We start from the raw sequence: 24,563 nt of genomic DNA, 5'->3' as shown, positions 1-24,563 counted from the left end.
CCCGAACGCCCCTCGCGTTTTCAGCGCGGCTCGAACTCCGATGCGACGACCTCATCGGTTGCCCCATCCTCCGGCGACGGTTCGGGTACGTCTTCGGGGCCGGTCTCGGGCACGTCGGCGGGCGTGGGCTCGGGCACCTCGGCGGGCGTCGGCTCCGGGATGCGGTCCGGGGCCGGTTCGGTGTCAGCCGACGGCCAGTGTGCGCGCCACTCCTCCTCGGTGATCTCCCCGAGCGGGGCGACGTCGAGTTCCTCGGGAACGTCGTCGCCGCGGCGCGCGGCGGCTACCGCGTGCTCGACCTTGCGCACGGTGTCCATGAACTCCAGGACCTGGGCCCGCAACGCGTTCTCGGCGTCGCACCCCGCCGTCACGGTCACCGATGTGATGGCGTCGGTGATCAGCTCGGCGGGCAGGTTGGCCGCCGTGACGCGCTCAATGACCTTCTGCGCCAACGCCAATGCGGGCTGACCGGTCGGAACGTCGTCCATGGCCGAGAAGGCCCGCCTGGCCCTCTTCTCCAAGGCCTTGCGTTGCTCCCACTGGGCCAACTGGTCGTCGAGTGAAATCGATTCGCCCGCAAGCACTGCCGGCACCCGGTTGCCGAGTTTGCGCACCAGTGAGTCGGCGACGTCGTCAATCGTGAACGAGTTGTATGGCGCGTCCTCGGCGATGCGGGCGTGAAAAAGCACCTGCAGTAACACATCTCCGAGCTCTTCGCGTAGTTCGTCGGCGTTGCCGCTACGCACCGCGTCGAACAGCTCGTAGGTCTCTTCCAGCAGGTAACGCCGCAGCGAGTCATGGGTCTGTTCGCTTTCCCACGGTCCCGACGTGCGCAGCTTGTCCATCATCTCGACGGCGTCGATAAGCCGCTCCCCCGGTGCGGGCTCGGAGGCGGCGATCAGCTTCTCACCGGCGGCCAGGCGCGCCTTGACGGCGGGATGGTCCTGATCTGACGACAGCAGCACCGGTGCGGCCTCCTCGTCGGAACCGTCGGAGAACCACGGCCGCGCCGACGGCAGCGACCACGGCACCTTCACCGGCATCTCTTCGGTGTACTGGACGTCGCCGCTGAGCAGGTCGATCGCGTCGACAGGCACGAGGGCGGGGCGGCGGGGGTCGACCAATACGACGGTCATGGGCTGGACCCCCTCACGCAATTTCGATGAGACCGCTGGTTTCGGTTATACCAACACTTCGTCGGAGCGCGGCGGCCCTGGTGACAGGCGATGGCCGCCCTGCCTGGTGGCAAGGCGGCCATCGTGTCATAGCTGGTAACTCAGGACTCCGGAATGGTCCAGTGTCCCGGCGCCTCGTCGAAGAACGGGTTGACGAGCCCGTTCACGGTGGGCATCTTCTTCAGCTGCCCGGGCGGGATGCCGTAGAACGGGTTGGGCACCCCGTTGATGAACGGTGAATTCTTCAGCTGGCCGGGCGCGATGTCCGCGGGTGGCAGCCGGAAGTAGTCACCGAGCTCAGGGAGCCAGACGTCCGGAACGTTCACGTCCGGAACGTTCACGTCCGGAACGTTCACGTCCGGAACATTCACGTCCGGAACATTCACGGCCGGCACATTGACGTCCGGGACGTTGACGGCCGGCACATTCACATCTGGAACATTCACGGCCGGCAGGTTGACGTCGGGCACGTTGACGTCCGGAACCGGAATCGGCGGCGGCGGCGGCACGAACGGATCGGCTTGCGCCGCACCTGCACCCAGGCCAAGCGCGCCGCCGAGACCCAGTGCACCGGCCATCGTCGTGGTTACCGCGAATTTCTTGAAGTTCATGTTCACTCCTTCGCCTCTCGTCACAGCGACGTCAGTCGCGTGATGTTCGGTTTAGGAATTGCACGATCTGGCCGCCTCCGATCTAGACGACAGCGCAACACCTTGACCCCCCACTAGGTGTGTCGGATCGCCCGCCGCGCCGCGTTATCAGCGGTGCCGCGATTCTCGCCGTGGGTCAAATCACAACCGGGCTGAGCAGGGGTTAAACCGAGAGTTCGAGCTTCGTCACATCGACGCTGCCCTGGGGCTTGCCGTCGAGCGCCAACAGCAGGTCGGCGACCAACTGGACCAATTCAAGATCACGGATCCGTGGCGCGCCCACCCCGTCACCGGCGCGCGGAATCGGCACCTGCACCGTCGACGTCGTCGCACGGTAGCGCGCGCTGGGATACATCCGCTTGAGCCGAAGCTGCTGGGAGTCCAACAGCTGCAACGGGGCCAGCTTCAGCGTCGTCTCCGACATCGCGCTGACCTCCGTCACGCCGTAGTGCCGCATCAGCAGGCGCAACCGCGCGATCGCCGCCAACCGCCGCGCCGGCGCCGGTAGCGGTCCGTAACGGTCGACGAGTTCTTCGACGACGGCGGCGACTGCATCATCGCTGACGGCGGCCGCGAGCCGGCGGTAGCCCTCCAGCCGCAGCCGGTCGCTGCCGATGTAGTCCTGCGGCAGGTGCGCGTCGACCGGCAGATCGATGCGCACGTCCTTCGGTTCCTCCGGTGCTGCAACGGTTTTCCCGTCTGCAGCCGCCCGATACGCCTCGACCGCCTCGCCCACCAGCCGCACGTATAGGTCGAACCCGACGCCCGCGACGTGACCCGACTGCTCGACGCCCAGCACATTGCCCGCGCCGCGGATTTCGAGGTCCTTCATCGCCACGGCCATGCCCGCACCCAGTTCGTTGTTCTGCGCGATGGTGGCCAGCCGGTCATAGGCGGTCTCGGTGAGCGGCACCTCCGGCGGATACAGGAAATACGCGTAGCCGCGCTCGCGGCTGCGGCCCACCCGGCCCCGCAGCTGATGTAACTGCGAAAGCCCGAACGTGTCGGCGCGCTCGACGATCAACGTGTTGGCGTTGGAGATGTCCAGGCCGGTCTCGACGATCGTCGTGCACACCAAGATGTCGTAGTCGCGGTTCCAGAACCCCTCGACCGTGCGCTCGAGAAGTTCCTCGGGCATCTGGCCGTGGGCGACGACGACGCGCGCCTCGGGCACCAGGGCCTGCACCCGGGCCGCGGCCTGGTCGATGGTGCGCACCCGGTTGTGGATGTAGAACGCCTGCCCGTCGCGCAGCAGTTCACGGCGCAGCGCCGCGGCGATCTGCTTGTCGTCGTGCGGACCGACGTAGGTCAGCACCGGGTAGCGCTCCTCGGGCGGGGTGAGGATCGTCGACATCTCCCGGATCCCGGCCAAGCTCATCTCCAGCGTGCGCGGAATCGGGGTGGCGCTCATGGTCAGCACGTCGACGTGGGTGCGCATCGACTTGATGTGCTCCTTGTGCTCGACGCCGAACCGCTGCTCCTCGTCGACCACGATCAGGCCAAGGTTCTTCCACGTCACACCGGTCTGCAGCAGCCGGTGGGTGCCGATCACGATGTCGATGCTGCCGTCCTTCATGCCGTCGAGCACGGCTTTGGACTCGACGTTCGATGTGAACCGTGACAGCCCTTTGACGGTGACCGGGAACCCGGCCATCCGGTCGGTGAACGTCTGCAGATGCTGGTCGGCCAGCAGCGTCGTCGGCACCAGCACGGCCACCTGCTTGCCGTCCTGCACCGCCTTGAAGGCCGCGCGCACCGCGATCTCGGTCTTGCCATAGCCGACGTCACCGCAGATCACCCGGTCCATCGGGATCGGCCGTTCCATATCTGCCTTGACTTCGGTGATCGCGGTCAACTGGTCGACGGTCTCGGTGAACCCGAACGCGTCCTCCATCTCGGCCTGCCACGGGCTGTCGGGGCCGAACGCGTGCCCTGGGGACGCCTGCCGCTTCGCGTAGAGCGCCACCAGTTCCTGGGCGATTTCGGCGACGGCGCGGCGGGCCTTGGTCTTGGTGTTGGTCCAGTCGCTGCCGCCCAGCCGGCTCAGCGACGGCGCCTCACCGCCGACGTAGCGCGACAGCTGATCCAGCGAGTCCATCGGCACGTAGAGCCGGTCGGCTTTCTGACCCTTCTTGCTCGACGCGTACTCCAGCACCAGGTACTCGCGGCGGGCGCCGCCGACGACGCGCTCGGTCATCTCCAGGAACCGGCCGATGCCGTGCTGGTCGTGCACCACCAGGTCACCCGCCGTCAACGCCAGCGGGTCGACGACGTTGCGGCGTTTGGCGGCCAGCCGCCTGCCTTCGCTCGCCGCGACCCGGGTGCCGGTCAGATCGGCCTCGGTGATCACAACCAGGTTCGCGCCCGCCACCACCACCCCGTCGTGCAGCGGCCCCTTCAGCACGCCGACCACACCCTCCTTGGGTGTGGCGCCGGCTTCCAAAAGCGTTGCCGCCGTGTCGGCTTCGCCCAGCTGCTCGATGACGCGGTGCGCGGTTCCCGTGCCGGGTGTCACGACCGCCGCATAGCCGCCGGTCGCCACGTGGGCGCGCAGCATCGCGAAGATCTCGCTGATGGTGGCCTGTGAGCCGCGCGCCGACGGGGCGGGCCGGATGTCGACTTCGAGTGCGGCCTCATCGGAGAGCTGGCTCAGCGTCCACCACGGGTGGCCGCCCTCTTGCGCGGCTGCGCGGGCGTCGTCGATGTCGACGAAACCCGATGCGCCCATCGACTCCAGGTCGATCGGTGCTGTGCTTTCTGGCGCACCAAACGCCGCAGCCGACCACGACGCCTCCAGGAACTCGCGGCCGGTCTTGATCAGGTCGGCGGCGCGGGTGCGGACCTTTTCCGGGTCGCAGATCAGCAGCGGGGTGTTCGGCGGCAAATACGCGGGCAGCGTGACGAGGTCGGTCTTGCGCAGCAGCGGCAGCAGCGCCTCCATACCGTCGACCGGGATTCCGTCGGCGAGTTTGGCCAGCATGTCCGGGACGCTGCCGGTCAGATGGTTGTCCTGGACGGGATGTTCGGCGGCCAGCGCGGCGGCGCGGTCGCGGACGTCGTCGGTGAGCAGCAGTTCGCGGCAGGGCACCGCGATCACGGTGTCGATGTCGATCTCGGGGATCGACCGCTGGTCGGCGACCGCGAACATCCGCATCTCGGAGACCTCGTCACCCCAAAACTCGACGCGCACCGGGTGTTCGGCGGTGGGCGGGAAGATGTCGAGGATGCCGCCGCGGACGGCGAACTCGCCGCGCTTGCCGACCATGTCGACGCGTTCGTAGGCCAGGTCCACCAGGCGGGCGACGACTTGGTCGAATGTCGCCGCCGGGGCGACTCCGGCCTCGAACCGCGGCTCTTGCCCGACGGTCAGCGTCACCGGCTCGATATCCGCGAGGTCGGGCGCCATCGGCTGCAGCAGCGAGCGGGTCGTGGTGACCACCACCTGCAGCGGCGGGCCCAGGCGCGCGTCGTCGGGGTACTTGAGCCGTCGCAGCAGCATCAGCCGGGCGCCGACCGTGTCGACGCCCGGGGACAGCCGCTCGTGGGGCAGGGTCTCCCAGGACGGGAACATGGCCACCTGGTCGCCGTAGACGCCGCGCAATTCGGCGGTCAGGTCGTCGGCTTCGCGGCCGGTGGCGGTGACCACGACAAGCGGGCCGGCCTGCGCGAGCGCGCACGTGACGAACAGCCGCGCGCTGGACGGGCCGACGAGGTGGAGATCGGCGGGTTCGTCGGCAGCGCGCCGCGCGACTTCCTTCAGCGAGGGGTCGCGTAGCGCCAGCTCGACAAGCCCCGCGATCGGGGTTTGGACATGGGTGTTCCCCGATACGGTCATGATGCATCCATCGTAAGCGCGCGCGATTTCGGCGTGATTTCCAGCGTTGAGTGGCTGTTGGGAATGCCGAAACCAACGAAACGGCGGGAGAGTACGGCCGAAAACGACCAAGACGTCGGTCTCGGCGAAAGGCGCGGGGGGCCAAAGGCGCGGACCGACCTACTCGTCGAGCAACTGCGGATCGTCCTCGAGATGCATCAACCCGTTCCAGCACAGGTTGACCAGATGCGCGGCCACGACCTCCTTCTTGGGCTCACGCACATCGAGCCACCACTGCGCGGTCATCGACACCGAGCCGACCAACGCCTGCGCGTACAGCGGCGCCATCTCCGGGTCCAAGCCGCGGCGGGAGAAGTCGCCGGCCAGGATCGACGACACCTGGTTGACGGCCTCGTTGAGCAGCGTCGAGTAGGTACTGCCGGAGGTGATGGCCGCCGGGGAGTCGCGGATCAGGATGCGGAACCCGTCGGTGCGCTCGTCGACGTAGGTCAACAGCGCCAGCGCGACGCGCTCGATGCGCAGCCGGGAGCGGTTGTTGGTCATCCGCGTCAACGACGACGTGATCCCGTCCAGCAACGCCGACATCTCGCGGTCGACCACCACCGCGTAGAGCCCCTCTTTACCACCGAAATGCTCGTAGACCACGGGTTTGGAGACGCTGGCGCGTTGGGCGATCTCCTCGATCGAGGTACCCTCGTAACCACGTTCGGCGAACAGGGAACGCGCGACGTCGATGAGTTGATGGCGCCGCTCGGCACCCGTCATCCGGGCGCGCGGCGCACGCACCTCTTTGTCGAATGCGGCCACGGATTCCAGGCTAGTTGGTTCGACTAGCATCACGTGGTGATCGATCCGTCGTGGTGTAATCGGCAGCACCTCTGATTTTGGTTCAGATAGTTCAGGTTCGAGTCCTGGCGACGGAGCAGCGAGCGAGGCTTGCCGAGTGAGCAAACAGCCTGAGGTCGCCACTGTGCGCTTTCATACGGTGTCATCGGCGTGTCGGGCTGAAACTGCACATTCGACAGGGCAGGAGACCGGATGACGGCAACTACCGAAGCTGCGGTGGTCGTACTTGCGGCCGGCGCCGGAACCCGGATGCGCTCCGACACCCCCAAGGTGCTGCACACGCTGGCCGGCCGCAGCATGCTGGCCCACGCGCTGCACGCGGTCGCGAAGGTGGCGCCGCAGCACCTGGTCGTCGTGCTGGGCCACGACCGCGAGCGGGTGACGCCGGCCGTCGACGAGTTGGCCGAACGGCTCGGGCGCGGCATCGACATCGCGGTGCAGGAGCAGCAGCTGGGCACCGGCCACGCGGTGGCCTGCGGGCTGGCCGCGCTACCTGAGGACTTCGCCGGCACCGTCGTGGTGACCTCAGGTGATGTTCCGCTGCTGGACGCCGACACGCTGGCCGAGCTGATCGCGACCCATAGTGCCGAACCCGCCGCGGTAACCGTGCTGACCACCACGCTGCCCGACCCGACCGGCTACGGCCGGATCCTGCGCACCCCGAAAGGGGAGGGTGGGGATCTACTGAGCATCGTCGAGCAGGCCGACGCCAGCCCGTCGCAGCAGGCCATCGACGAGGTCAACGCCGGGGTATACGCGTTCGACGTGACCGCGCTGCGCTCGGCGCTGAGCCGGTTGGGTTCCGACAACGCCCAGCAGGAGCAGTACCTGACCGATGTGATCTCGATCGTGCGTTCCGACGGGCAGGTGGTGCGGGGCCAGCACATCGACGACGCCACCCTGGTCGCCGGCGTCAACGACCGCGTGCAGCTGGCCGAACTCGGCGCCGAGCTGAACCGGCGCATCGTGGCTGCGCACCAGCGCGCCGGGGTGACGGTCGTCGATCCGGCCACCACCTGGGTCGACGTCGACGTCACGATCGGCCGCGACACCATCGTCTACCCCGGCACCCAGCTGCTCGGGGCCACCCGCATCGGCGGGCACTGCCACATCGGCCCGGACAGCACGCTGACCGACGTCACGGTGGGCGACCACGCCACCGTGGTGCGCACCCACGGCGGGCAGGCCGTGATCGGCGACGGCGCCGCGGTCGGCCCGTTCGCCTACCTGCGGCCGGGCACCGTGCTGGGTGCCGACGGCAAACTCGGCGCGTTCGTCGAAACCAAGAACTCGACCATCGGCGCGGGCACCAAGGTGCCGCACCTGACCTACGTCGGCGACGCCGACATCGGCGAGCACAGCAACATCGGCGCCTCGAGCGTGTTCGTCAACTACGACGGCGAGAACAAGAACCGCACGACCATCGGCTCACACGTGCGGACCGGCTCGGACACCATGTTCATCGCGCCGGTCACCGTCGGCGACGGCGCCTACACCGGGGCGGGCACCGTGGTGCGCGAGGACGTACCGCCGGGGGCGCTGGCGGTGTCGGCGGGTCCACAACGCAACATCGAGGGCTGGGTGTCGCGCAAGCGGCCGGGCAGCGCCGCGGCGCAGGCCGCCGCAAACGCCGAATCAGACGACGCCGACCAGTAGCTGTTCGTTTTCTGGTAACCCGGCAACGGGAACCCGTCAACGCTACGTACGATTGGGCCGTATCGATCCCGATTTCGAGGGCGGCGACAGACACTGTGGGCACCGAGTGGACCGACAACCGCAAAAATTTGATGCTCTTCGCGGGTCGCGCGCACCCCGAACTGGCCGATCAGGTGGCCAAAGAGCTCGACGTTCCCGTCACCGCGCAGACTGCCCGTGACTTCGCCAACGGCGAGATCTTCGTCCGCTTCGACGAATCGGTGCGCGGATGCGACGCGTTTGTGCTGCAGTCACACGCCGATCCGCTGAACAAGTGGCTGATGGAACAGCTGATCATGATCGACGCTTTGAAGCGGGGCAGCGCCAAGCGGATCACCGCGATCCTGCCGTTCTATCCGTACGCGCGCCAGGACAAGAAGCACCGCGGCCGCGAGCCGATCTCGGCGCGGCTGGTCGCCGATCTGCTCAAGACCGCCGGTGCGGACCGGATCGTGACAGTCGACCTGCACACCGACCAGATTCAGGGCTTCTTCGATGGGCCCGTGGACCACATGCGGGCGCAGAACCTGCTCACCGGCTACATCGCCGAGCACTATCCGTGCGAGAACCTCGTGGTCGTGTCGCCGGACTCCGGTCGCGTGCGGGTGGCCGAGAAGTGGGCCGACGCGCTGGGCGGCACGCCGCTGGCGTTCATCCACAAGACACGGGACCCGAAGGTGCCCAACCAAGTGGTGTCCAACCGGGTGGTCGGCGAGGTCGCCGGCCGCACCTGCGTGCTGACCGACGACATGATCGACACCGGCGGCACCATCGCCGGCGCCGTGAAGCTGTTGCGCGACGAGGGCGCCGGTGACGTGATCATCGCCGCGACGCACGGGGTGCTCTCTGAGCCCGCGTCGCAGCGGCTGGCCGACTGCGGCGCACGTGAAGTGATCGTCACCAACACCCTGCCGATCGGTGAGGACAAGCAGTTCCCGCAGCTGACGGTGCTCTCGATCGCACCGCTGCTGGCCAGCACCATCCGCGCGGTGTTCGAAAACGGTTCCGTCACAGGACTCTTCAACGGATCGGCGTGAATGACAGACAGCACCATCTACCACAACCCGCGCTGTTCGACTTCCCGCAAAACCCTGGAGTTGTTGCGCGAGAACGGGATCGAGCCGACGGTAATCCAGTACCTCAAGACGCCGCCGTCGCGCGCGGAACTCGAGAAGATGATCGCCGACGCCGGTATCGACGTGCGCACCGCGGTGCGCAAGAAGGAAGCGGTGTACACCGAACTGGGGCTCGCAGACGCCAGCGACGACGAACTGCTGGACGCGATGGTCGAACATCCGATCCTCATCGAGCGCCCGTTCGTCGTAACGCCGAAGGGCACCAGGCTCGGCCGGCCGATCGATGCGGTGCGCGAGATTCTGTGACGGCTCTGCGCTACGTGGCGGGGGCCGCGCTGGTGGTCGCCGTGTTCGCATCGGGTTGCGGCACGGAACCGCCTGACTACCAGTCGGTCTGGTCGACGTCACCGACCACCACGACGCCAGAGAACACCGAGCCGCCGGTGCCCATCGCGATGTATCTCGAGGAGCAGGGTGTGGTCGGCGATCCCGTGGCGCCCGAGAAGCTGACCGACCTGACGGTGACGTTCCCGACGCCGCCGGGCTGGGCGCCCTACGTCAACACGAACCTGACGCCGCTCACCCGGGTGATCGCCAAGGGCGAGACGTATCCGACCGCGATGCTCATGGTGTTTCGGCTCACCGGCGAGTTCGACGTCGAAAAGGCGATCACCGAACACGGCTACGCCGACGCCGAGCTGTCGCAGAACTTCAAGCGTCTCAACGCCTCCACCGACGACTTCAAGGGTTTCCCGTCGGCGATGATCGAGGGCAGCTACGACCTCAACGGTCAGCGCATGCACACCTACAACCGCATCGTCATCGCGACCGGCGCGCCCCCGGCGAACCAGCGTTACCTCATCCAGTTCACCGTCACCGGTTATGCGGCGAAGGCCGCCGAGCAGGCACCGGACATTGAGGCGATCATCGGCGGCTTCAACGTCGAGGCCCCGAAAGCCCCGAAAGCCCCCGAGCCGCCCCGCTAAACCGACACGGCCCGCTCGCGACCACTAGGGTCGAAGACATGAGTTGGACCGCTGCCGATCTGCCTTCCTTCGCCGGACGCACTGTCATCGTCACCGGCGCCAACAGCGGGCTCGGGTTGGTCACTGCGCGGGAACTGGCCCGGGTGGGAGCCAAGACGATCCTGGCCGTGCGCAACACCGCCAAGGGTGACGAGGCCGCCGCGTCCATGACCGGGACGGGGTTCGGGCCGGTCGAGGTGCGCAAGCTCGACCTACAGGACCTGGCGTCGGTGCGCGAGTTCGCCGACGGCTTTTCCGGGCCGGGGGACGGCGTCGACGTGCTGGTCAACAACGCCGGCATCATGGCGGTGCCCTACGCGCTGACCGTCGACGGGTTCGAGAGCCAGATCGGCACCAACCACCTCGGCCACTTCGCGTTGACCAACCTGCTGCTGCCCAAGATCCGCGAACGTGTCGTCACGGTGTCGTCGATCATGCATTTCATCGGCCGGATCAGCCTCAAGGACCTGAACTGGAAGGCGCGTCCGTACCTGGCCTGGCCGGCCTACGGCCAGTCCAAGCTGGCCAACCTGCTGTTCACCATGGAGTTGCAGCGGCGCCTGGACGCGGCGGGTTCAGCGGTCAAGTCGCTGGCCGCGCACCCCGGCTACTCGGCGACGAACCTGCAGGGCCGCACGGGTAACCCGATCGGCACGCCGGTGTGGCTGGCGGCCAACCGGCTGTTCGCGACCGAGCCGGATTTCGGGGCGCGGCAGACGCTGTACGCGGTGTCCGAGGACCTGCCCGGCGACACGTTCGTGGGACCGCGGTTCGGCAGCCGGGGCCCGACCGGGCCGACGTCGTACCGCAGCCCGCTGGCCCGCAGCGCGAAGACGGCGGGCGCGCTCTGGGAGCTGTCCGAGCAGCTCACAGACACCAAATTCAGCCTCTGATTTGGGGGCTCGCCGCTGACTGCGCTACCCTCGACGGCGCGTCACGGCGAGGGTGGTTTCGGCCACCGTGATCGACGGGAGCCTTTCGAGGTTGCGACCCTGCCGTGCTCAGGACACGAAACAGGAGCAACATCTCATGGCCAAGAAGACCGTCAACAATCTCAAGGCGCTGGTCCGGCAAGAGACCGGCAAAGGCGCGTCGCGGCGTGCGCGCCGCAACGGCAACGTGCCCGCCGTGCTCTACGGCCACGGCACCGATCCGCAGCACCTCGAGCTCAACGCCCACGACTTCTCCGCCGTGCTGCGCTACTCGGGCACCAACGCGGTGCTCACCCTCGACATCGAGGGCAAGGAGCAGCTCGCGCTGACCAGGGCGCTCGAAATCCACCCGATCCGCCGCACGATCCAGCACGCCGACCTGCTCGTCGTGCGCCGCGGCGAGAAGGTGACCGTCGAGATCAACGTCGTCATCGAGGGCGAAGCGGTCCCGGGCACGCTGGTCACCCAGGAGTACAACACCATCACGGTCGAGGCGGACGTGCAGTCGATCCCCGAGCAGCTCACGGTCTCCATCGAGGGCGCCGATGTCGGCACGCAGTTCTTGGCGGGTTCGATTGAGCTGCCGTCCGGGGTGACGTTGGTCTCCGACCCGGAGCTGCTCGTCGTCAACGTGGTTGCCGCGCCGACGGCCGAGGAGCTCGAAGCCGAGAGTGGCGGCGCACCGCTGGAGGAGCAGGCCGAGGAGGCCGCCGAGGCCGCGGCCGAGGCAGAAGCCGAGGCGCCTGCCGAAGAGGCCGAGTAGGCCGGCATGGCCGAACCGCAGGCGGGCGGAGCGCACCCCCGGCTGGTGGTCGGCCTCGGAAACCCGGGCCCGCGGTACGCCACGACCCGACACAACCTCGGGTTTCTGGTGGCCGACATCCTGTCCGACCGCATCGGCGGCGGGTTCAAGGCGCACAAGAAGTCCGGCGCCGAGGTGGTCACCGGCCAACTCGCCGGCCGCCCGGTGGTGTTGGCCAAGCCGCGCTGCTACATGAACGAGGCCGGGCGGCAGGTGGGCCCGCTGGCCAAGTTCTACTCGGTGCCACCCGCCGACATCGTGGTGATCCACGACGAGCTCGACATCGAGTTCGGCCGGATTCGGCTGAAGTCCGGCGGCGGCGTGGCAGGCCACAATGGGCTGCGTTCGGTCGCGCAATCCTTGGGTAGCAAGGACTTCCACCGTGTCCGGATCGGTATCGGCCGTCCACCCGGCCGGATGGACGGCGCCGCGTACGTGCTCAGCAACTTCACATCCGCCGAGTGGCGCGAGGTGCCGACAATCTGCGAGCAGGCCGCCGACGCTGCCGAACTGCTTGTGTCACAAGGGCTTGAGCCGGCGCAGAACATCGTGCACGCCTGGGGCTAATTCTTGCCGCGAGCGTGCGTGTTCCCTGCGCTGCGCGGTGGGCTCAGCGGGCGACACGCCGCGAAACTGGACGAGTTTGCGCACGCCCGTGAGCCGGCCGGCCTGGACGCCGCGGCGATCGGCGACTAGCTTCCGGTGCGCCGCGCATAGGCCCACAGCGCGAACGGCGCGAAGATCGCGGTCAGCACCATCGACCACACGATGGTCGCGAGCACCGGATGATGCAGTGGCAGTTGGGCACTGGCTGGGGCGGGTCCACCGTTGCCCCAGAGTTCGCGCATGGCCTGCGCCAGCGACGACACCGGATTCCATTCGGCCATCACCCGCAGCCAATGCGGCATCGGTTCGGTGGGCACAAAGGTGTTGGCCAGGAACGTGATCGGAAACAGCACCGTGAACATCACCCCGTTGACCGCCTCCACCGACCGCAGCAGCGACCCGATCAGGATGCCGAACCAGATCATCCCGAAGCCGAACACCAGCACCAGCGTGAACGCCAGCGCCGCCTCGGCGACACTCCCCCTGATCCGCCATCCGATGGCCAACCCGGTCAGCGCCATCACCACCACGCCCAGCGATGAGTGGATCAGGCTGGCGATGCTGCGCCCGATCAGCACCGAGGACCGCAAGATGGGCAGCGACCGGAAGCGATCGATGATGCCCTTCTCGACATCGGCGGTGATGCCCGAGGCCACCACGAACGCCGAGAACACGATGGTCTGCGCCTGGATTCCGGGCAGCAGGAACTCCCGGTAGTTGGTCCCTCCCGGGTTGATGATCGACGCGCCGAACACGAACGCGAACAGCAGCACGAACATGATCGGCTGCACGGTGACGTCGCTGAGCATCTCCGGCATACGCTTGGTGTGGATCATGTTCCGTTTCACCATGATCCACGACTGCTGGGCGATGTTCGTGGGCCGGATCGGCACCGGTTGCTGCTGGATACGCACCGCTGCGTCGACGGCTGTCATGCGCTAGCCTCCGCTTCGGTGCGATGACCGGTGAGCGTGAGGAACACGTCGTCGAGGCTGGGCCGCGACAGCCCGATGTCGTCGACGGCGATGTCGCTGCCTCGCAGCCAGTCCGCTACTCGGACCATGTCGTCAAGGCCGTCGGCCTGCGCAGTGAGCCGGCGCGCTCCGGTGTCGACGAACACCTCCGCGCCGGTCTGGGTGAGCAGCGCCTGCGCTCGGGGTAGATCGTCGGTGTTCGACAGCGTGACAACCAGGCTGGCGTTGCCTGCCTGTTGTTTGAGTTGCAGCGGTGAGCCTTCGGCGATGATGCGGCCCTTGTCGATCACCACGATGTTGTCGGCGAGTTGGTCGGCCTCTTCGAGGTACTGCGTGGTCAGTACCAAGGTGGTGCCCTGCCGCACCAGGTCGCGCAGCGCCTCCCACAGCTCGCTGCGGCTGCGCGGGTCCAGGCCGGTGGTCGGCTCGTCGAGGAACAGCACGGGCGGCGACGCCAGCAGGCTCACCGCCAGGTCGAGTCTACGTCGCATACCGCCCGAGTACGAGCGCACTACACGGTCGGCGGCATCGGCGAGCGAAAACCGTTCCAGCAGTTGATTTCCTAGCTGCTTGAGGGGTTTGCGGCGAATGCCGTACAACCCGCCGATCATCCGGATGTTCTCGCGGCCGGTCAGCAACTCGTCGACGGTCGCGACCTGACCGGTGAGACCCATGTTGCGGCGCACCTGGTGCGGTTCGCGGCGAACGTCGTAGCCGGCCACCCGCGCGGTGCCGCAGGTGGGTTCGGTCAACGTCGTCATCATCCGCACCGTGGTGGTCTTTCCGGCGCCGTTGGGCCCGAGCAGGCCGAGCACGGTACCGGGCGGGACGGTGAAGCTGACGCCGTCTACCGCGGTGTCGTTTCCGAAACGCTTCACCAGATCAATGGCCTCGACGGCCGGTGAAAGGGGCACACTCCGACGTTATAGACCCGGAAGGACCGGCGCACCCCGCCGCGCAAGGGGTTAGCCGGCGTACGCGCGGACCGGCCCGATTAGGGTCTGCCATCTTGTCGTCGCGTTGGGGGAAGCGCCCATGGCTGGTCTGGCTGCGGCGAATCGCGCTGCGGATATCGAACTCGAACTCCGTCGCGCGCACGGGGATTGCCCAGCGGCGGCGTGGGTGTGCGCGTCGCCTGACCGGATTAGGTGACCAGCGACACCGAGGTGGAGCGGCGCAGCTTGCCCGACGGCGTCTTGGGAATCGTGCCCGGGCCGAGCACCACGACGTTGCGGGGCCGCACGTCGACCTCGGCCACCACCTCGTGGGCGACCTGGTGTTCGATGCGGCGCACCTCGACCGGGTCCTGCCAGGCGTTGGATTCGACTGCAACGGCGAATGTTTCGCGGGAGTGCCCGGCGTCCAGGCGCACCGCGACGGCGCAGCCGGGACGCACACCGTCGACGCGGCTGGCGGCACGTTCGATGTCGGTCGGGTAGATATTGCGCCCCGCCATGATGATGACGTCTTTGACGCGGCCGCACACCACGATGTTGCCTTCATCGGTGATGTAGCCGAGATCGCCGGTGTCATACCAGCCGTGCTCGTCCTGCGCCGGGATGAAGCCGCCCATCGTGATGTAGCCGGGCGTCACGCACTCACCGCGCAGCTCGATCACCCCGACACCGCGCGGGGGCATCACGTTGCCGTGCTCGTCGATGACGCGGGCCTCCAAGTCCTGCAGCAACGGGCCCAGTGAGGCCAGCCGGCGGGTGTTGCCCTTGGTGGCAGGCACGGCGCGCCGCAGCGCCGCCAGCAGGTCCGCGTCGACCTCGTCGGTGACCAGGCCCGCACCACACGGTGAGAACGACACCGCCAGCGTCGTCTCGGCCATGCCGTATGCCGGCAGGATGGCGTCCGGTTTGAGGCCGAACGGCTTACCCGCGTCCAACAGGTCCTCGACGTCGGCGGGCTCGACCGGTTCGGCGCCCGAGAGCGCGAACCGCAGCGTCGACAGGTCGAACTCCCCGGGCTTGGCCTGGCGGCGCAGCCGCTTGGCGAACAGCGCGTAGGCGAAGTTCGGCGCCGCGGTCATGGTGCCCTTGTACTTGTCGATGAGCTTGGCCCACAGCAGGGTGTCGCGCAGGAAGTCCATCGGCGTGACCTTGACCAACTCGGCGCCGAAGTACATCGGGATGGTGAGGAAGCCGACCATGCCCATGTCGTGGAAGCACGGCAGCCAGCTGACCATGACGTCCTTCTCGACGTCGTATTCGGCGCCGACGAACATCGCCTCGGCGTTGGAGTAGATGTTGCGGTGGGTGATCTGCACGGCTTTCGGTGAGCCGGTGGAACCAGACGTCAGCTGCATCAGCGCCAGATCGTCCTCGCCGACGTCGACCGGGTCGATGGGCTCGGCGGCCAACAGGTCGCTGACGGTCAGCACCGTGATGCCCTTTTCCTCGAGCACCGGGATCGCGACCAGGAACGGCTCCGAGACGATCACGGCCTTGGCCTCGATCATGCCGATCACCGTCATCGTGTCGTCGGCCCAAATCGCCAGGTCCGTGCGCGGGGTGGGCTGGTGCAGCATGGTGAGGCTGGCGCCGCGCATCCACAGCCCCTGCGCGGTCGGGGCGATCTCGACCGGGAAGCCGGCCAGCACGCCGACGGCGTCACCGAGTCCGATGCCGGCGTTGGCCAGCCCGCCCGCGATGCGGCGGGCCCGCTCGTGAACCTCACCCCAGGTGTGCCGAACGGGTTCGTGGGGTTCACCGGTGACCATGCCGGTCGTGACCGTGCGCGCGTTGCGGTACATCTTCTCGGTGAATCGGCTCACGACAACCTCCTCGGTTCCGAGGCGAGGGCCCCGGTGTAATGGTCCGCCTGATCAGGGGCACCTTCGCGATTACGCGCGCACAAAACGGGAGCGGTTATGTCTCGAATCGGTGATGCACCGGACCAGTGGATGCGTCTGACGAGCCGCCCACCGACGGTGTCGGGGGGCGAAATGCTCGCGTCCGATGCTTGACCGCTAGTTTTCACCGTCGCTCATCTTATGCAACTCTTAAGTAGCTGCCAAACTCTCGTGACTTTTGAGTCGTGTGTCACACCCTTCTGGGCGCCGGGTTCACCGAGTTCTGCGCCCGGGTCGTGATTGAGAATCAGCAACCCTCCGGTGGAACTTGGCGCCAAGGGCGTGCGAACGGCGTCCGGCGTGGGGTCAGACCGGCGTCGACGGCGCCGGGACGACACGCGCCCCGTGTACCGGTCCGCTGGCCACCCGCACGCTGCGGCACACGCCGGAATCCGACAGCATCGCGCCGACGTCGAGCGCCGCGGTGGCCGATGCGCACAGGAAAGCGCACGTCGGCCCCGAACCCGACACGATGCCTGCCAGCGCGCCGGCCTCGGTGCCTGCCGCCAGCGTGTGGGCAAGTGCGGGGTCCAGCCGCAACGCCGCCGGTTGCAGGTCGTTGCCCAGCAGCGGTGCCAGCGTCTTCGGATCGCCCGATGCCAGCGCGCCCAGCACCGGTTCGGGATCCGCGAGGCGCGGGGGCTGATCGGGCGAGCCGGCGTCGCGCATCCGGTCGATCTCGGCGAACACCGCCGGCGTCGACAGCTCACCGTCTGCGAACGCCAACACCCAGTGAAAAGTGTTGCGGGCCAACACCGTCGCCAGCTCTTCGCCGCGGCCGGTGCCCAGCGCGGTGCCGCCGTGCAGCGCGAACGGTACGTCGCTGCCGAGCTGGGCAGCCAGCGCGTGCAGATCACGTCGCGGCACCCCGAGTTCCCACAGCGTGTTCATGCCCACCAATACCGCCGCCGCGTCGGCGCTGCCGCCGGCCATGCCCCCGGCCACCGGAATCGACTTGTCGATGGAGATCGCCACGTCCGGTGCGCGCCCGACGTGCTCGGCCATCAGCTCGGCCGCCTGCCAGGCCAGGTTGCGCTCGTCGGCGGGCAGTGAATCGACCCCTTCGCCCGACATCTGAAGCGACAGCACGTCGGCGTTGCGCACGGTGACCTCGTCGAGCAGCGACACGGCGTGAAAGACGGTGGTCAGCTCGTGATAGCCGTCGTCGCGGAGGTCTCCGACCGCGAGGTAGAGGTTGACCTTGCCCGGCACCCGCACGGTGACCGACCCAGTGGGGACCCATTCCGAGGCGGTGTTTCCGTTCCAGGTCGGCACGGCACGACACTATCGGAGTCCGGCGGCCGCCAGCAGCCGTCTGCGCAGGCAGGCTGAACCTAGGCTGAAACGGTGATTGCCCCTGGCGACCGGTTCGAAAGCTACGTCGTTGACGCGGTGCTGGGTCACGGCGGGTACGCGACGGTGTATCTGGTGCACGACGCCGCCGCTCCGCACCGGCAGGCGGCGCTGAAGATCCTCGACGAACGACACCGCCACCAAGATCAGGTCGCGCGACTTCGCCGGGAGTTCGAGCTGGCGCACCGGCTGGACCACCCGCACATCGTGCAGGTCTTCGAGCGCGGGCGCGGTTGGCTGACAATGGAAGTCGTCGATGGCGGCGGGGTGGCGACGCTGGCCGAGTTGGACGCTCGGCTCACCGCGCTCGGCCAGATCGCCGATGCCCTGGACTACACGCACAACCGCGCGGTCGTGCACTGTGACGTCAAACCGGCCAACATCCGGATGAGCTCGGAAGACCGGCTGCGCGCTGTGCTCATCGACTTCGGCGCGGCCCATTCGATCACCGACGACATCGGGCGTCGCCCCGCCAGGGCCGAGTTGTCCCTTCCGTACGCGGCGCCGGAACTGATCGCCGGCCACGCCCCGACGTCGGCCACCGACGAATACGCGCTTGCCTGCACCGCCGTCGAGCTGATCACCGGGTCACCGCCGTTCACCGACGACTCCAGCATGGCTTTGATCCGCGCTCACCTACACCGGCGACCGCCGCGGCTGTCACGCCAATACTCTTGGCTGCCAAGAGTGTTCGATTCGGTACTGACCAAAGCACTGGCCAAGAACCCCGCCGGTCGCTACCAGTCGTGCCGCGAGCTCGTTTCGTTGATCACCCGGGCACTGCACTAGGGGCGCAGCTAGCTGACGCCGATGGAGCCCTTCTCCTGCTCGCCGGCGTCCTGTTCGACCTCGGGCTCATATGCCCGACCCGACCGCTGCAGCAGCCGCACGAAGTCCGCGATCGACAGCGTCTCGCCGCGCCGCGACGGATCGATGCTCGCGGCCAGCAGGTGGCTGGCCGATTCGTTGCCCGAACCGGCCCATTCGGCGAACGCGTTGCGCGACGTCTTACGACGCTGCGCGAACGCGATGTCGATCAACCCGAAGACCTGCTTGCGGAAGACCTCGTCGGTGGGCCACGGTGAGACCTCGTAGCGGTCGATGCGTACGAGCCCGGAGTACACCCGCGGAATCGGCCAGAACACCGTCGGCGACACCATGCCGAAGCGGCGCACGTTGCCGAAGAACCTGGCTTTGACGCTGGGTATGCCGTAGTCCTTGCCGCCCGGTTCGGCGGCGAGCCGCTCGGCGACCTCGGCCTGAACCATCACCATCACGGTGCGGATGGAGGGGAACTCGGCCAGCAGGTGCAGCAGCGCGGGCACCGCGACGTTGTAGGGCAGGTTGGCGACCAGCGCGGTGGGCTCATCGTCCATCTCGGCCCGTCGAAACGTCAGGATGTCGCGGTTGAGCACCGTCAGCCGGTTGATCTCGCTGTGCGAATGATCGGCGATGGTCGTCGGCAACTGACGGGCCAGCACCGGATCGATCTCGACCGCGGTCACCCGCGCCCCGCGATCCAGCAGGGCCAATGTCAGGGACCCCAGACCGGGGCCGACCTCGAGCACGTGATCGTGTCGGTTGACGCCGGACGCGGACACGATTCGCCGCACGGTATTGGCATCGTGGACGAAGTTCTGTCCAAACGATTTGCGTGGCCGAAAGTCAATCTCTTTGGCCAGATGTCGTATCTCGGTCCGCCCGAGTAGTCGAATGGTCAGCGCGCCCCAATCCTCCCGCTACACGTCGGCCACGCACCCCAACCTTGCCGCGCCCGAGTGACCTCAGCAATCGCAATTTGCTCTTCTCTTGTCGCCAAGTCGGCTCTCGCAGCATACCTCAGACCACCGTTTCGCTCCCAGGTGTTCTGATCAAATTGCACACCGCCGTAATATCCGTTGCCCGTATTGATGGCCCAATTACCTCCGGCTTCGCACCGGGCAAGGGCGTCCCAAACAGCTCCGTTGGAGACCGGCGGAACCTCGGTTCCTGGCTTGGCGCCAACGCGAACCACGCCTTCGCGGGCCGGATCAATAACGACATTGGCTACTGGCAGTCTGCCGGTCTCCACGCCGTTGATTTTCGCGATGGCAAAGGTCACGTCCTGTGTGCCGGGCGTTCCGGGGTCCTCGACCACAGTCCGGCTCTGGTTCAGTGTGGGGTCCTCGACGCGCGTGGTGTGCGCGGGCAGCGGGACCCGCTCGGTGACATGGTCGATGCGGACGCGGGTGACGTGCACGGTCATCCCGTCGACGACGGGTGCGGGCGGCGCGGGCACCACGGTGTCCTTCTGCTGCAGCGGCGCGCCTGCGGCCTCCAGCAGCGCGGCGACGTTGGGTGCGGCCAGGTGCACGGTGCGCAGCCTCCCGGCGTCGTGCAGGTGCACCGTTTTGGGGCTGACCACTGGAAGTGACATGCCTGCCAGCGGAACCCGGCTTCCGCGCGACGCCGCGGCGGGCGCCTTGTCGGTCATCTGCAGTTGCGCCAACGCCTCGTCGACCGTGGAGGCCGTGGTCCAGACCTCCCTGCTGTTCTCACCGTCGAGCGAAAGCTGCAGCGGGCGGCTGCGACGCAGCACGATCGTGTCGGACTGGCGAACCGGCGCCTCGGCGGCCGGGTAAAGATCGTCGCGTTCGCTGACGTCGAACCCGTTCTCGGCGACGACATCGATGACACGCGACTTCATGGTCGCCACGTTGGTGGTTGTGCCGTCCACGGTCAGCGTGACTGTTTTGTGCGCAGCAACCGCTACCCCGCCGGCGAAAACCAGTGCGAGCAATGTCGCGCCGACCAGAAGCCGCAGCAACGGCGAGCGCGTTTCATGAATCTTGTTTATGACGTTCAAAATTTGCTTTATCCCGACTCGGACGGCGTGCTAAGGGCGCTGTTCGATCACCGAACGATAACGAAAAGGACTACGTCCAACAACTCGGCAGCCTGTAGGCCCGTGCGGTCGTCTCAGTAGTTGCTTGGGCAAGGACTTCCGCGCGCCTGCCGAGCAGTTCGGCCAGCGCCCGCACAGTGTAGGGCAAGCAGTACGGCTCGTTGGGGGCGCCTCGGTACGGGTGCGGCGTCAGAAACGGTGCGTCGGTCTCCACGAGCATTTGCTCGAGCGGTATCAGCGACGCCGCTTCGTGCAGCGCTTTGGCGTTTTTGAAGCTGACGGTGCCCGACAGGCTCAGCAGCCAGCCGGCCTCGACGCAGGTGCGGGCCATCTGCGCGTCCGAGGAGAAACAATGGAAGATCACGGTCTCGGGCGCCCCTTCGGCGCGCAGCACGTCGAGCACCTCGGCGTCGGCGTCGCGGTTGTGGATCATCAGCGGTTTGCCGGTCCGCTTGGCCAGGTCGATGTGCCATGCGAAGGCCTCGCGCTGACGGGCGGGTTCCGCGCAGCCGTCCAGCTTGCCGGGCCAGTACATGTCCATGCCGGTCTCCCCCACCGCGACCACCCGGGGCTGTTCGACCAGCCGCTCGACCACGATCTTGGCTTCCTCGGTCAGCGCGTCGGCCCGGGTGGGGTGCAGCGCGACCGCGGCGTAGACGCGGGGGTCGGCGTCGGCGGCTTCGGTCACCCAGCGTGCGGAGTCCAGGTCGTCGGCGATCGTGACGACGGCCTGCACGCCGACCTGTTCGGCGCGGTCCACGATCGCGGCGATGCTCTCGGCGTCGGTGGCGCCGCAGGCGTCGAGGTGGGTGTGCGCGTCGATGAGCGGGCTCAGCGGTTCCGGTGCGGGCGGCGGCTGCCGTCTGCCTGGGCGCTTCTCACTCACGGCAACACCATAAGCTGACCTAGAAATGAAACAGCCGTACTACGTCACGACCGCGATCGCCTACCCCAACGGCGACCCGCACGTCGGCCACGCCTACGAGTACATCGCGACCGACGCGATCGCGCGTTTTCGGCGTCTCGACGGCTACGACGTGCGGTTCCTGACTGGCACCGACGTGCACGGGCTGAAGATGGCCGAGACAGCCGCCGCCGAGGGAGTCGCGACCGCGGAGCTGGCGCGGCGCAACTCCGACGTGTTTCAGCGGATGCAGGAAAAGCTCAACATCTCGTTCGACCGGTTCATCCGCACCTCCGATCCCGACCACTTCGAGGCGTCCAAGGAGATCTGGCGCCGGATGAACGACGCCGGCGACATCTACCTCGACTCCTACCAGGGCTGGTACTCGGTGCGGGACGAGCGGTTCTTCACCGAGGCCGAGACCATCGTCGGCGCCGACGGTGTGCGATTGTCCGCCGAAACCGGCGCACCGGTGACGTGGACTGAGGAGCAGACCTACTTCTTTCGGCTCTCCGCGTACGCCGAGCGGCTGTTGGCGCACTACAAGGCCAATCCGGAGTTCATCGAGCCCGAGGTGCGCCGCAATGAGGTGGTCAGCTTCGTCACCGGCGGGTTGCGTGACCTGTCCATCTCCCGCACCACGTTCGACTGGGGTGTACCGGTTCCCGACCACCCCGACCACGTCATGTACGTGTGGGTGGACGCTTTGACGAATTACCTGACGGGCGTGGGCTTTCCGGATACCTCATCGGATCTGTTCACCCGCTACTGGCCCGCCGACCTGCATATGATCGGCAAGGACATCATCCGGTTCCACGCGGTGTACTGGCCCGCGTTCCTGATGTCGGCGGGGATCGAGTTGCCGCGCAAGGTCTTTGTGCACGGCTTCCTGCTGAACCGCGGCGAGAAGATGAGCAAGTCGGTCGGCAACGTGGTGGACCCGAACGCGTTGGTCGACACCTTCGGGCTGGACCAGGTGCGGTACTTCTTCCTCCGCGAGGTGCCGTTCGGCCAGGACGGCAGCTACAGCGAAGATGCGATCATCGGGCGCATCAACGCCGATCTGGCCAACGAACTGGGCAACCTGGCCCAGCGTTCGCTGTCCATGGTCGCCAAGAACCTCGACGGAATCGTGCCGGAGCCGGGTGACTTCACCGCGGAGGATTCCGAGTTGCTGGCCGCCGCCGATGCCCTGCTGGAGCGGGTGCGCGGGCATTTCGATGCGACGGCGATGCACCTGGCACTGGAAGCGATCTGGTCGGTGCTGGGCGCGGCCAACCGGTACTTCTCGGCGCAGGAGCCGTGGGTACTGCGAAAGTCGGAGTCCCCCCAGGACGGGGTACGCTTTCGAACCGTCCTCTACACGACGTTAGAGACCGTGCGGATCGCGGCGCTATTGAGCCAGCCGGTGATGCCGGAATCGACGGGTAAGCTGCTCGACTTGCTCGGGCAGCCTGCCGAACAACGCACATTCGCGTCGGTTGGCACGCGGTTGGCGCCGGGTACGGCGCTGCCCGCACCGACCGGCGTGTTCCCGCGCTACCAACTGGACTGAGAATGAGTGGCCTTCACAACAAGCTGCACGACATCTACGAGGAAGTATCCCGGCGCAACCCGGGCGAAACCGAGTTCCACCAAGCCGTTTACGAGGTGCTGCACAGCCTGGGACCGGTGGTTTCCAAACACCCGGAGTACGTCGACACCGCGGTGATCCGCCGGCTGTGTGAGCCGGAACGACAGATCATCTTCCGCGTGCCGTGGGTCGACGACACCGGCACCGTGCAGATCAACCGGGGCTTCCGCGTCGAGTTCAACTCAGCGCTCGGGCCGTTCAAGGGCGGTTTGCGGTTTCACCCCACGGTGTACCTCGGCATCATCAAGTTCCTCAGCTTCGAGCAGATCTTCAAGAACTCGCTGACCGGTATGCCGATCGGCGGCGGCAAGGGTGGTTCGGACTTCGACCCGAAGGGCTGCTCCGACGGCGAGGTGATGCGGTTCTGTCAATCGTTCATGACCGAGCTGTACCGCCACCTCGGTGAGTACACCGACGTGCCCGCCGGCGACGTCGGCGTCGGCATGCGCGAAATCGGTTATCTGTTCGGGCAATACAAACGGATCACCAACCGCTACGAGTCCGGTGTTCTCACCGGCAAGGGCCTGACGTGGGGCGGGTCGCAGGTCCGCACCGAGGCCACCGGCTACGGCACGGTCTTCTTCGTCAAGGAAATGCTCAAGGCGGCCAACGACTCGTTTGAGGGCAAGCGGGTGGTGGTCTCGGGTTCGGGCAACGTCGCGACCTATGCGATCGAGCAGATCCACCACCTCGGGGGCACCGTGGTGGCCTGCTCGGACTCCAGCGGCTACGTGGTCGACGAGAAGGGCATCGACGTGGCTCTGCTCAAGGAGATCAAGGAAGTTCAGCGCGGCAGGATCATCGACTACGCCGAGGCCAGGGCCGGTGCAGCCCGCTCCGTGCAGGGTCGCTCGGTGTGGGAAGTGCCGTGCGACATCGCGATACCGTGCGCCACGCAGAACGAGATCAACGGCGACGAGGCCGGATACCTGATCAAGAACGGCTGCCGGATCGTCGCCGAGGGCGCCAACATGCCGTGCTCACCGGCAGCGATCAAGCAGTTCAACGAGGCCGGCGTGACGTTCGCGCCCGGTAAGGCCGCCAACGCCGGCGGCGTCGCGACCAGCGCGCTGGAGATGCAGCAGAACGCCTCGCGCGACTCGTGGACGTTCGTCGACACCGAGAAGCGACTGGAAGAGATCATGCGCCGCATCCACAACCGGTGCCTGTCGACCGCCGAGGAGTACGAGCAGCCGGGCAATTACGTCGCAGGCGCCAACATCGCCGGGTTCATCCGGGTGGCCGACGCTATGCTGGCCCTCGGTCTCGTCTAGTGATGTAGGTCACACCGGTCCGCCCGGCCGTTACGTCCCCGC

21 protein-coding genes and 1 tRNA gene are annotated in these 24,563 nt (G+C 67.2%); 11 read left to right on the top strand and 11 right to left on the bottom strand.

What is annotated here, in order from left to right; translation table 11 throughout:
• Positions 1-20: 20 nt before the first annotated feature.
• The 4 genes from ABQF13_RS13220 to ABQF13_RS13205 form a co-directional block, all read right to left on the bottom strand.
• Positions 21-1,136: a nucleoside triphosphate pyrophosphohydrolase gene (locus tag ABQF13_RS13220; RefSeq protein ID WP_448393211.1), complete on the bottom strand. Its 1,116-nt coding sequence runs from the start codon at positions 1,134-1,136 to the stop codon at positions 21-23.
• Positions 1,137-1,276: 140 nt separating this feature from the next.
• Positions 1,277-1,786, bottom strand: a complete 510-nt coding sequence (locus tag ABQF13_RS13215) for a hypothetical protein (protein WP_448393210.1) — start codon at positions 1,784-1,786, stop codon at positions 1,277-1,279.
• A gap of 202 nt (positions 1,787-1,988) precedes the next feature.
• The gene (mfd, locus tag ABQF13_RS13210; protein ID WP_448393209.1) at positions 1,989-5,660 is read right to left on the bottom strand and encodes a transcription-repair coupling factor; all 3,672 of its coding nucleotides are present in this window, start codon (positions 5,658-5,660) and stop codon (positions 1,989-1,991) included.
• Between the two features lie 159 nt (positions 5,661-5,819).
• Positions 5,820-6,425, bottom strand: coding sequence for a TetR/AcrR family transcriptional regulator (locus ABQF13_RS13205; protein WP_448393561.1), 606 nt, complete (start codon positions 6,423-6,425; stop codon positions 5,820-5,822).
• Between the two features lie 86 nt (positions 6,426-6,511).
• On the opposite strand from ABQF13_RS13205, the gene ABQF13_RS13200 reads away from it, so the two are divergent.
• The 8 genes from ABQF13_RS13200 (at position 6,512) to pth (ending at position 12,603) form a co-directional block, all read left to right on the top strand.
• Positions 6,512-6,583, top strand: a tRNA-Gln gene (locus ABQF13_RS13200).
• Between the two features lie 115 nt (positions 6,584-6,698).
• A complete protein-coding gene (gene glmU / locus ABQF13_RS13195; RefSeq protein ID WP_448393208.1) occupies positions 6,699-8,162 on the top strand; it encodes a bifunctional UDP-N-acetylglucosamine diphosphorylase/glucosamine-1-phosphate N-acetyltransferase GlmU in 1,464 nt (487 codons plus the stop codon).
• Positions 8,163-8,257: 95 nt separating this feature from the next.
• Entirely contained in the window at positions 8,258-9,238 is a 981-nt protein-coding gene (locus ABQF13_RS13190; RefSeq protein ID WP_448393207.1) for a ribose-phosphate diphosphokinase, read from the top strand.
• Positions 9,239-9,583 carry an arsenate reductase (glutaredoxin) gene (arsC, locus tag ABQF13_RS13185; protein ID WP_448393206.1) on the top strand — a complete coding sequence of 115 codons (345 nt, stop codon included), beginning with the start codon at positions 9,239-9,241 and terminating at the stop codon, positions 9,581-9,583. It abuts the gene before it with no gap.
• 5 nt (positions 9,584-9,588) lie between these two features.
• A complete protein-coding gene (locus tag ABQF13_RS13180) occupies positions 9,589-10,263 on the top strand; it encodes an LpqN/LpqT family lipoprotein (protein ID WP_448393560.1) in 675 nt (224 codons plus the stop codon).
• Positions 10,264-10,301: 38 nt separating this feature from the next.
• On the top strand, positions 10,302-11,195 hold the full coding sequence (locus ABQF13_RS13175) for an oxidoreductase (protein WP_448393205.1): 894 nt from the start codon (positions 10,302-10,304) through the stop codon (positions 11,193-11,195).
• Between the two features lie 136 nt (positions 11,196-11,331).
• Entirely contained in the window at positions 11,332-11,997 is a 666-nt protein-coding gene (locus ABQF13_RS13170; protein WP_448393204.1) for a 50S ribosomal protein L25/general stress protein Ctc, read from the top strand.
• Between the two features lie 6 nt (positions 11,998-12,003).
• Entirely contained in the window at positions 12,004-12,603 is a 600-nt protein-coding gene (gene pth, locus ABQF13_RS13165) for an aminoacyl-tRNA hydrolase (RefSeq protein ID WP_448393203.1), read from the top strand.
• A gap of 125 nt (positions 12,604-12,728) precedes the next feature.
• On the opposite strand, the gene ABQF13_RS13160 is transcribed toward pth, so the two are convergent.
• The 4 genes from ABQF13_RS13160 to ABQF13_RS13145 all read right to left on the bottom strand — a co-directional run bounded on the left by ABQF13_RS13160 (position 12,729) and on the right by ABQF13_RS13145 (position 17,748).
• Complete coding sequence (locus ABQF13_RS13160; RefSeq protein WP_448393202.1) at positions 12,729-13,577, bottom strand: ABC transporter permease; 849 nt, start codon at positions 13,575-13,577, stop codon at positions 12,729-12,731.
• Entirely contained in the window at positions 13,574-14,530 is a 957-nt protein-coding gene (locus tag ABQF13_RS13155) for an efflux ABC transporter ATPase subunit, DrrA-related (RefSeq protein ID WP_448393201.1), read from the bottom strand. Before ABQF13_RS13155 ends, ABQF13_RS13160 begins: the two co-directional genes overlap by 4 nt.
• A 230-nt stretch (positions 14,531-14,760) precedes the next feature.
• Positions 14,761-16,395, bottom strand: a complete 1,635-nt coding sequence (locus tag ABQF13_RS13150; protein WP_448393200.1) for a fatty acyl-AMP ligase — start codon at positions 16,393-16,395, stop codon at positions 14,761-14,763.
• A 384-nt stretch (positions 16,396-16,779) separates the two neighbouring features.
• A complete protein-coding gene (locus ABQF13_RS13145) occupies positions 16,780-17,748 on the bottom strand; it encodes a 4-(cytidine 5'-diphospho)-2-C-methyl-D-erythritol kinase (protein WP_448393199.1) in 969 nt (322 codons plus the stop codon).
• Between the two features lie 72 nt (positions 17,749-17,820).
• On the opposite strand from ABQF13_RS13145, the gene ABQF13_RS13140 reads away from it, so the two are divergent.
• Complete coding sequence (locus tag ABQF13_RS13140; RefSeq protein WP_448393198.1) at positions 17,821-18,615, top strand: serine/threonine-protein kinase; 795 nt, start codon at positions 17,821-17,823, stop codon at positions 18,613-18,615.
• An 8-nt stretch (positions 18,616-18,623) separates the two neighbouring features.
• Here the strand turns inward: ABQF13_RS13140 and rsmA are convergent, their stop codons facing one another.
• The 3 genes from rsmA to ABQF13_RS13125 form a co-directional block, all read right to left on the bottom strand.
• Positions 18,624-19,547: a 16S rRNA (adenine(1518)-N(6)/adenine(1519)-N(6))-dimethyltransferase RsmA gene (gene rsmA, locus ABQF13_RS13135; RefSeq protein WP_448393559.1), complete on the bottom strand. Its 924-nt coding sequence runs from the start codon at positions 19,545-19,547 to the stop codon at positions 18,624-18,626.
• Entirely contained in the window at positions 19,544-20,671 is a 1,128-nt protein-coding gene (locus ABQF13_RS13130) for a resuscitation-promoting factor (protein WP_448393197.1), read from the bottom strand. The genes rsmA and ABQF13_RS13130 overlap by 4 nt, the downstream gene beginning before the upstream one ends.
• A gap of 70 nt (positions 20,672-20,741) precedes the next feature.
• On the bottom strand, positions 20,742-21,596 hold the full coding sequence (locus ABQF13_RS13125; protein WP_448393196.1) for a TatD family hydrolase: 855 nt from the start codon (positions 21,594-21,596) through the stop codon (positions 20,742-20,744).
• Positions 21,597-21,621: 25 nt separating this feature from the next.
• Between ABQF13_RS13125 and metG the strand changes: the two genes are divergently transcribed.
• Positions 21,622-23,169: a methionine--tRNA ligase gene (metG, locus tag ABQF13_RS13120; protein WP_448393195.1), complete on the top strand. Its 1,548-nt coding sequence runs from the start codon at positions 21,622-21,624 to the stop codon at positions 23,167-23,169.
• Positions 23,170-23,171: 2 nt separating this feature from the next.
• Positions 23,172-24,521: an NADP-specific glutamate dehydrogenase gene (gdhA, locus tag ABQF13_RS13115; RefSeq protein ID WP_448393194.1), complete on the top strand. Its 1,350-nt coding sequence runs from the start codon at positions 23,172-23,174 to the stop codon at positions 24,519-24,521.
• The last annotated feature ends 42 nt before the right edge of the window (positions 24,522-24,563 follow it).

The sequence above is a fragment of the Mycolicibacterium sp. XJ879 genome (genome assembly GCF_053483935.1).
Note: the sequence above shows the minus strand (reverse complement) of the source record. Positions and strands in the feature narration are given on the sequence as shown.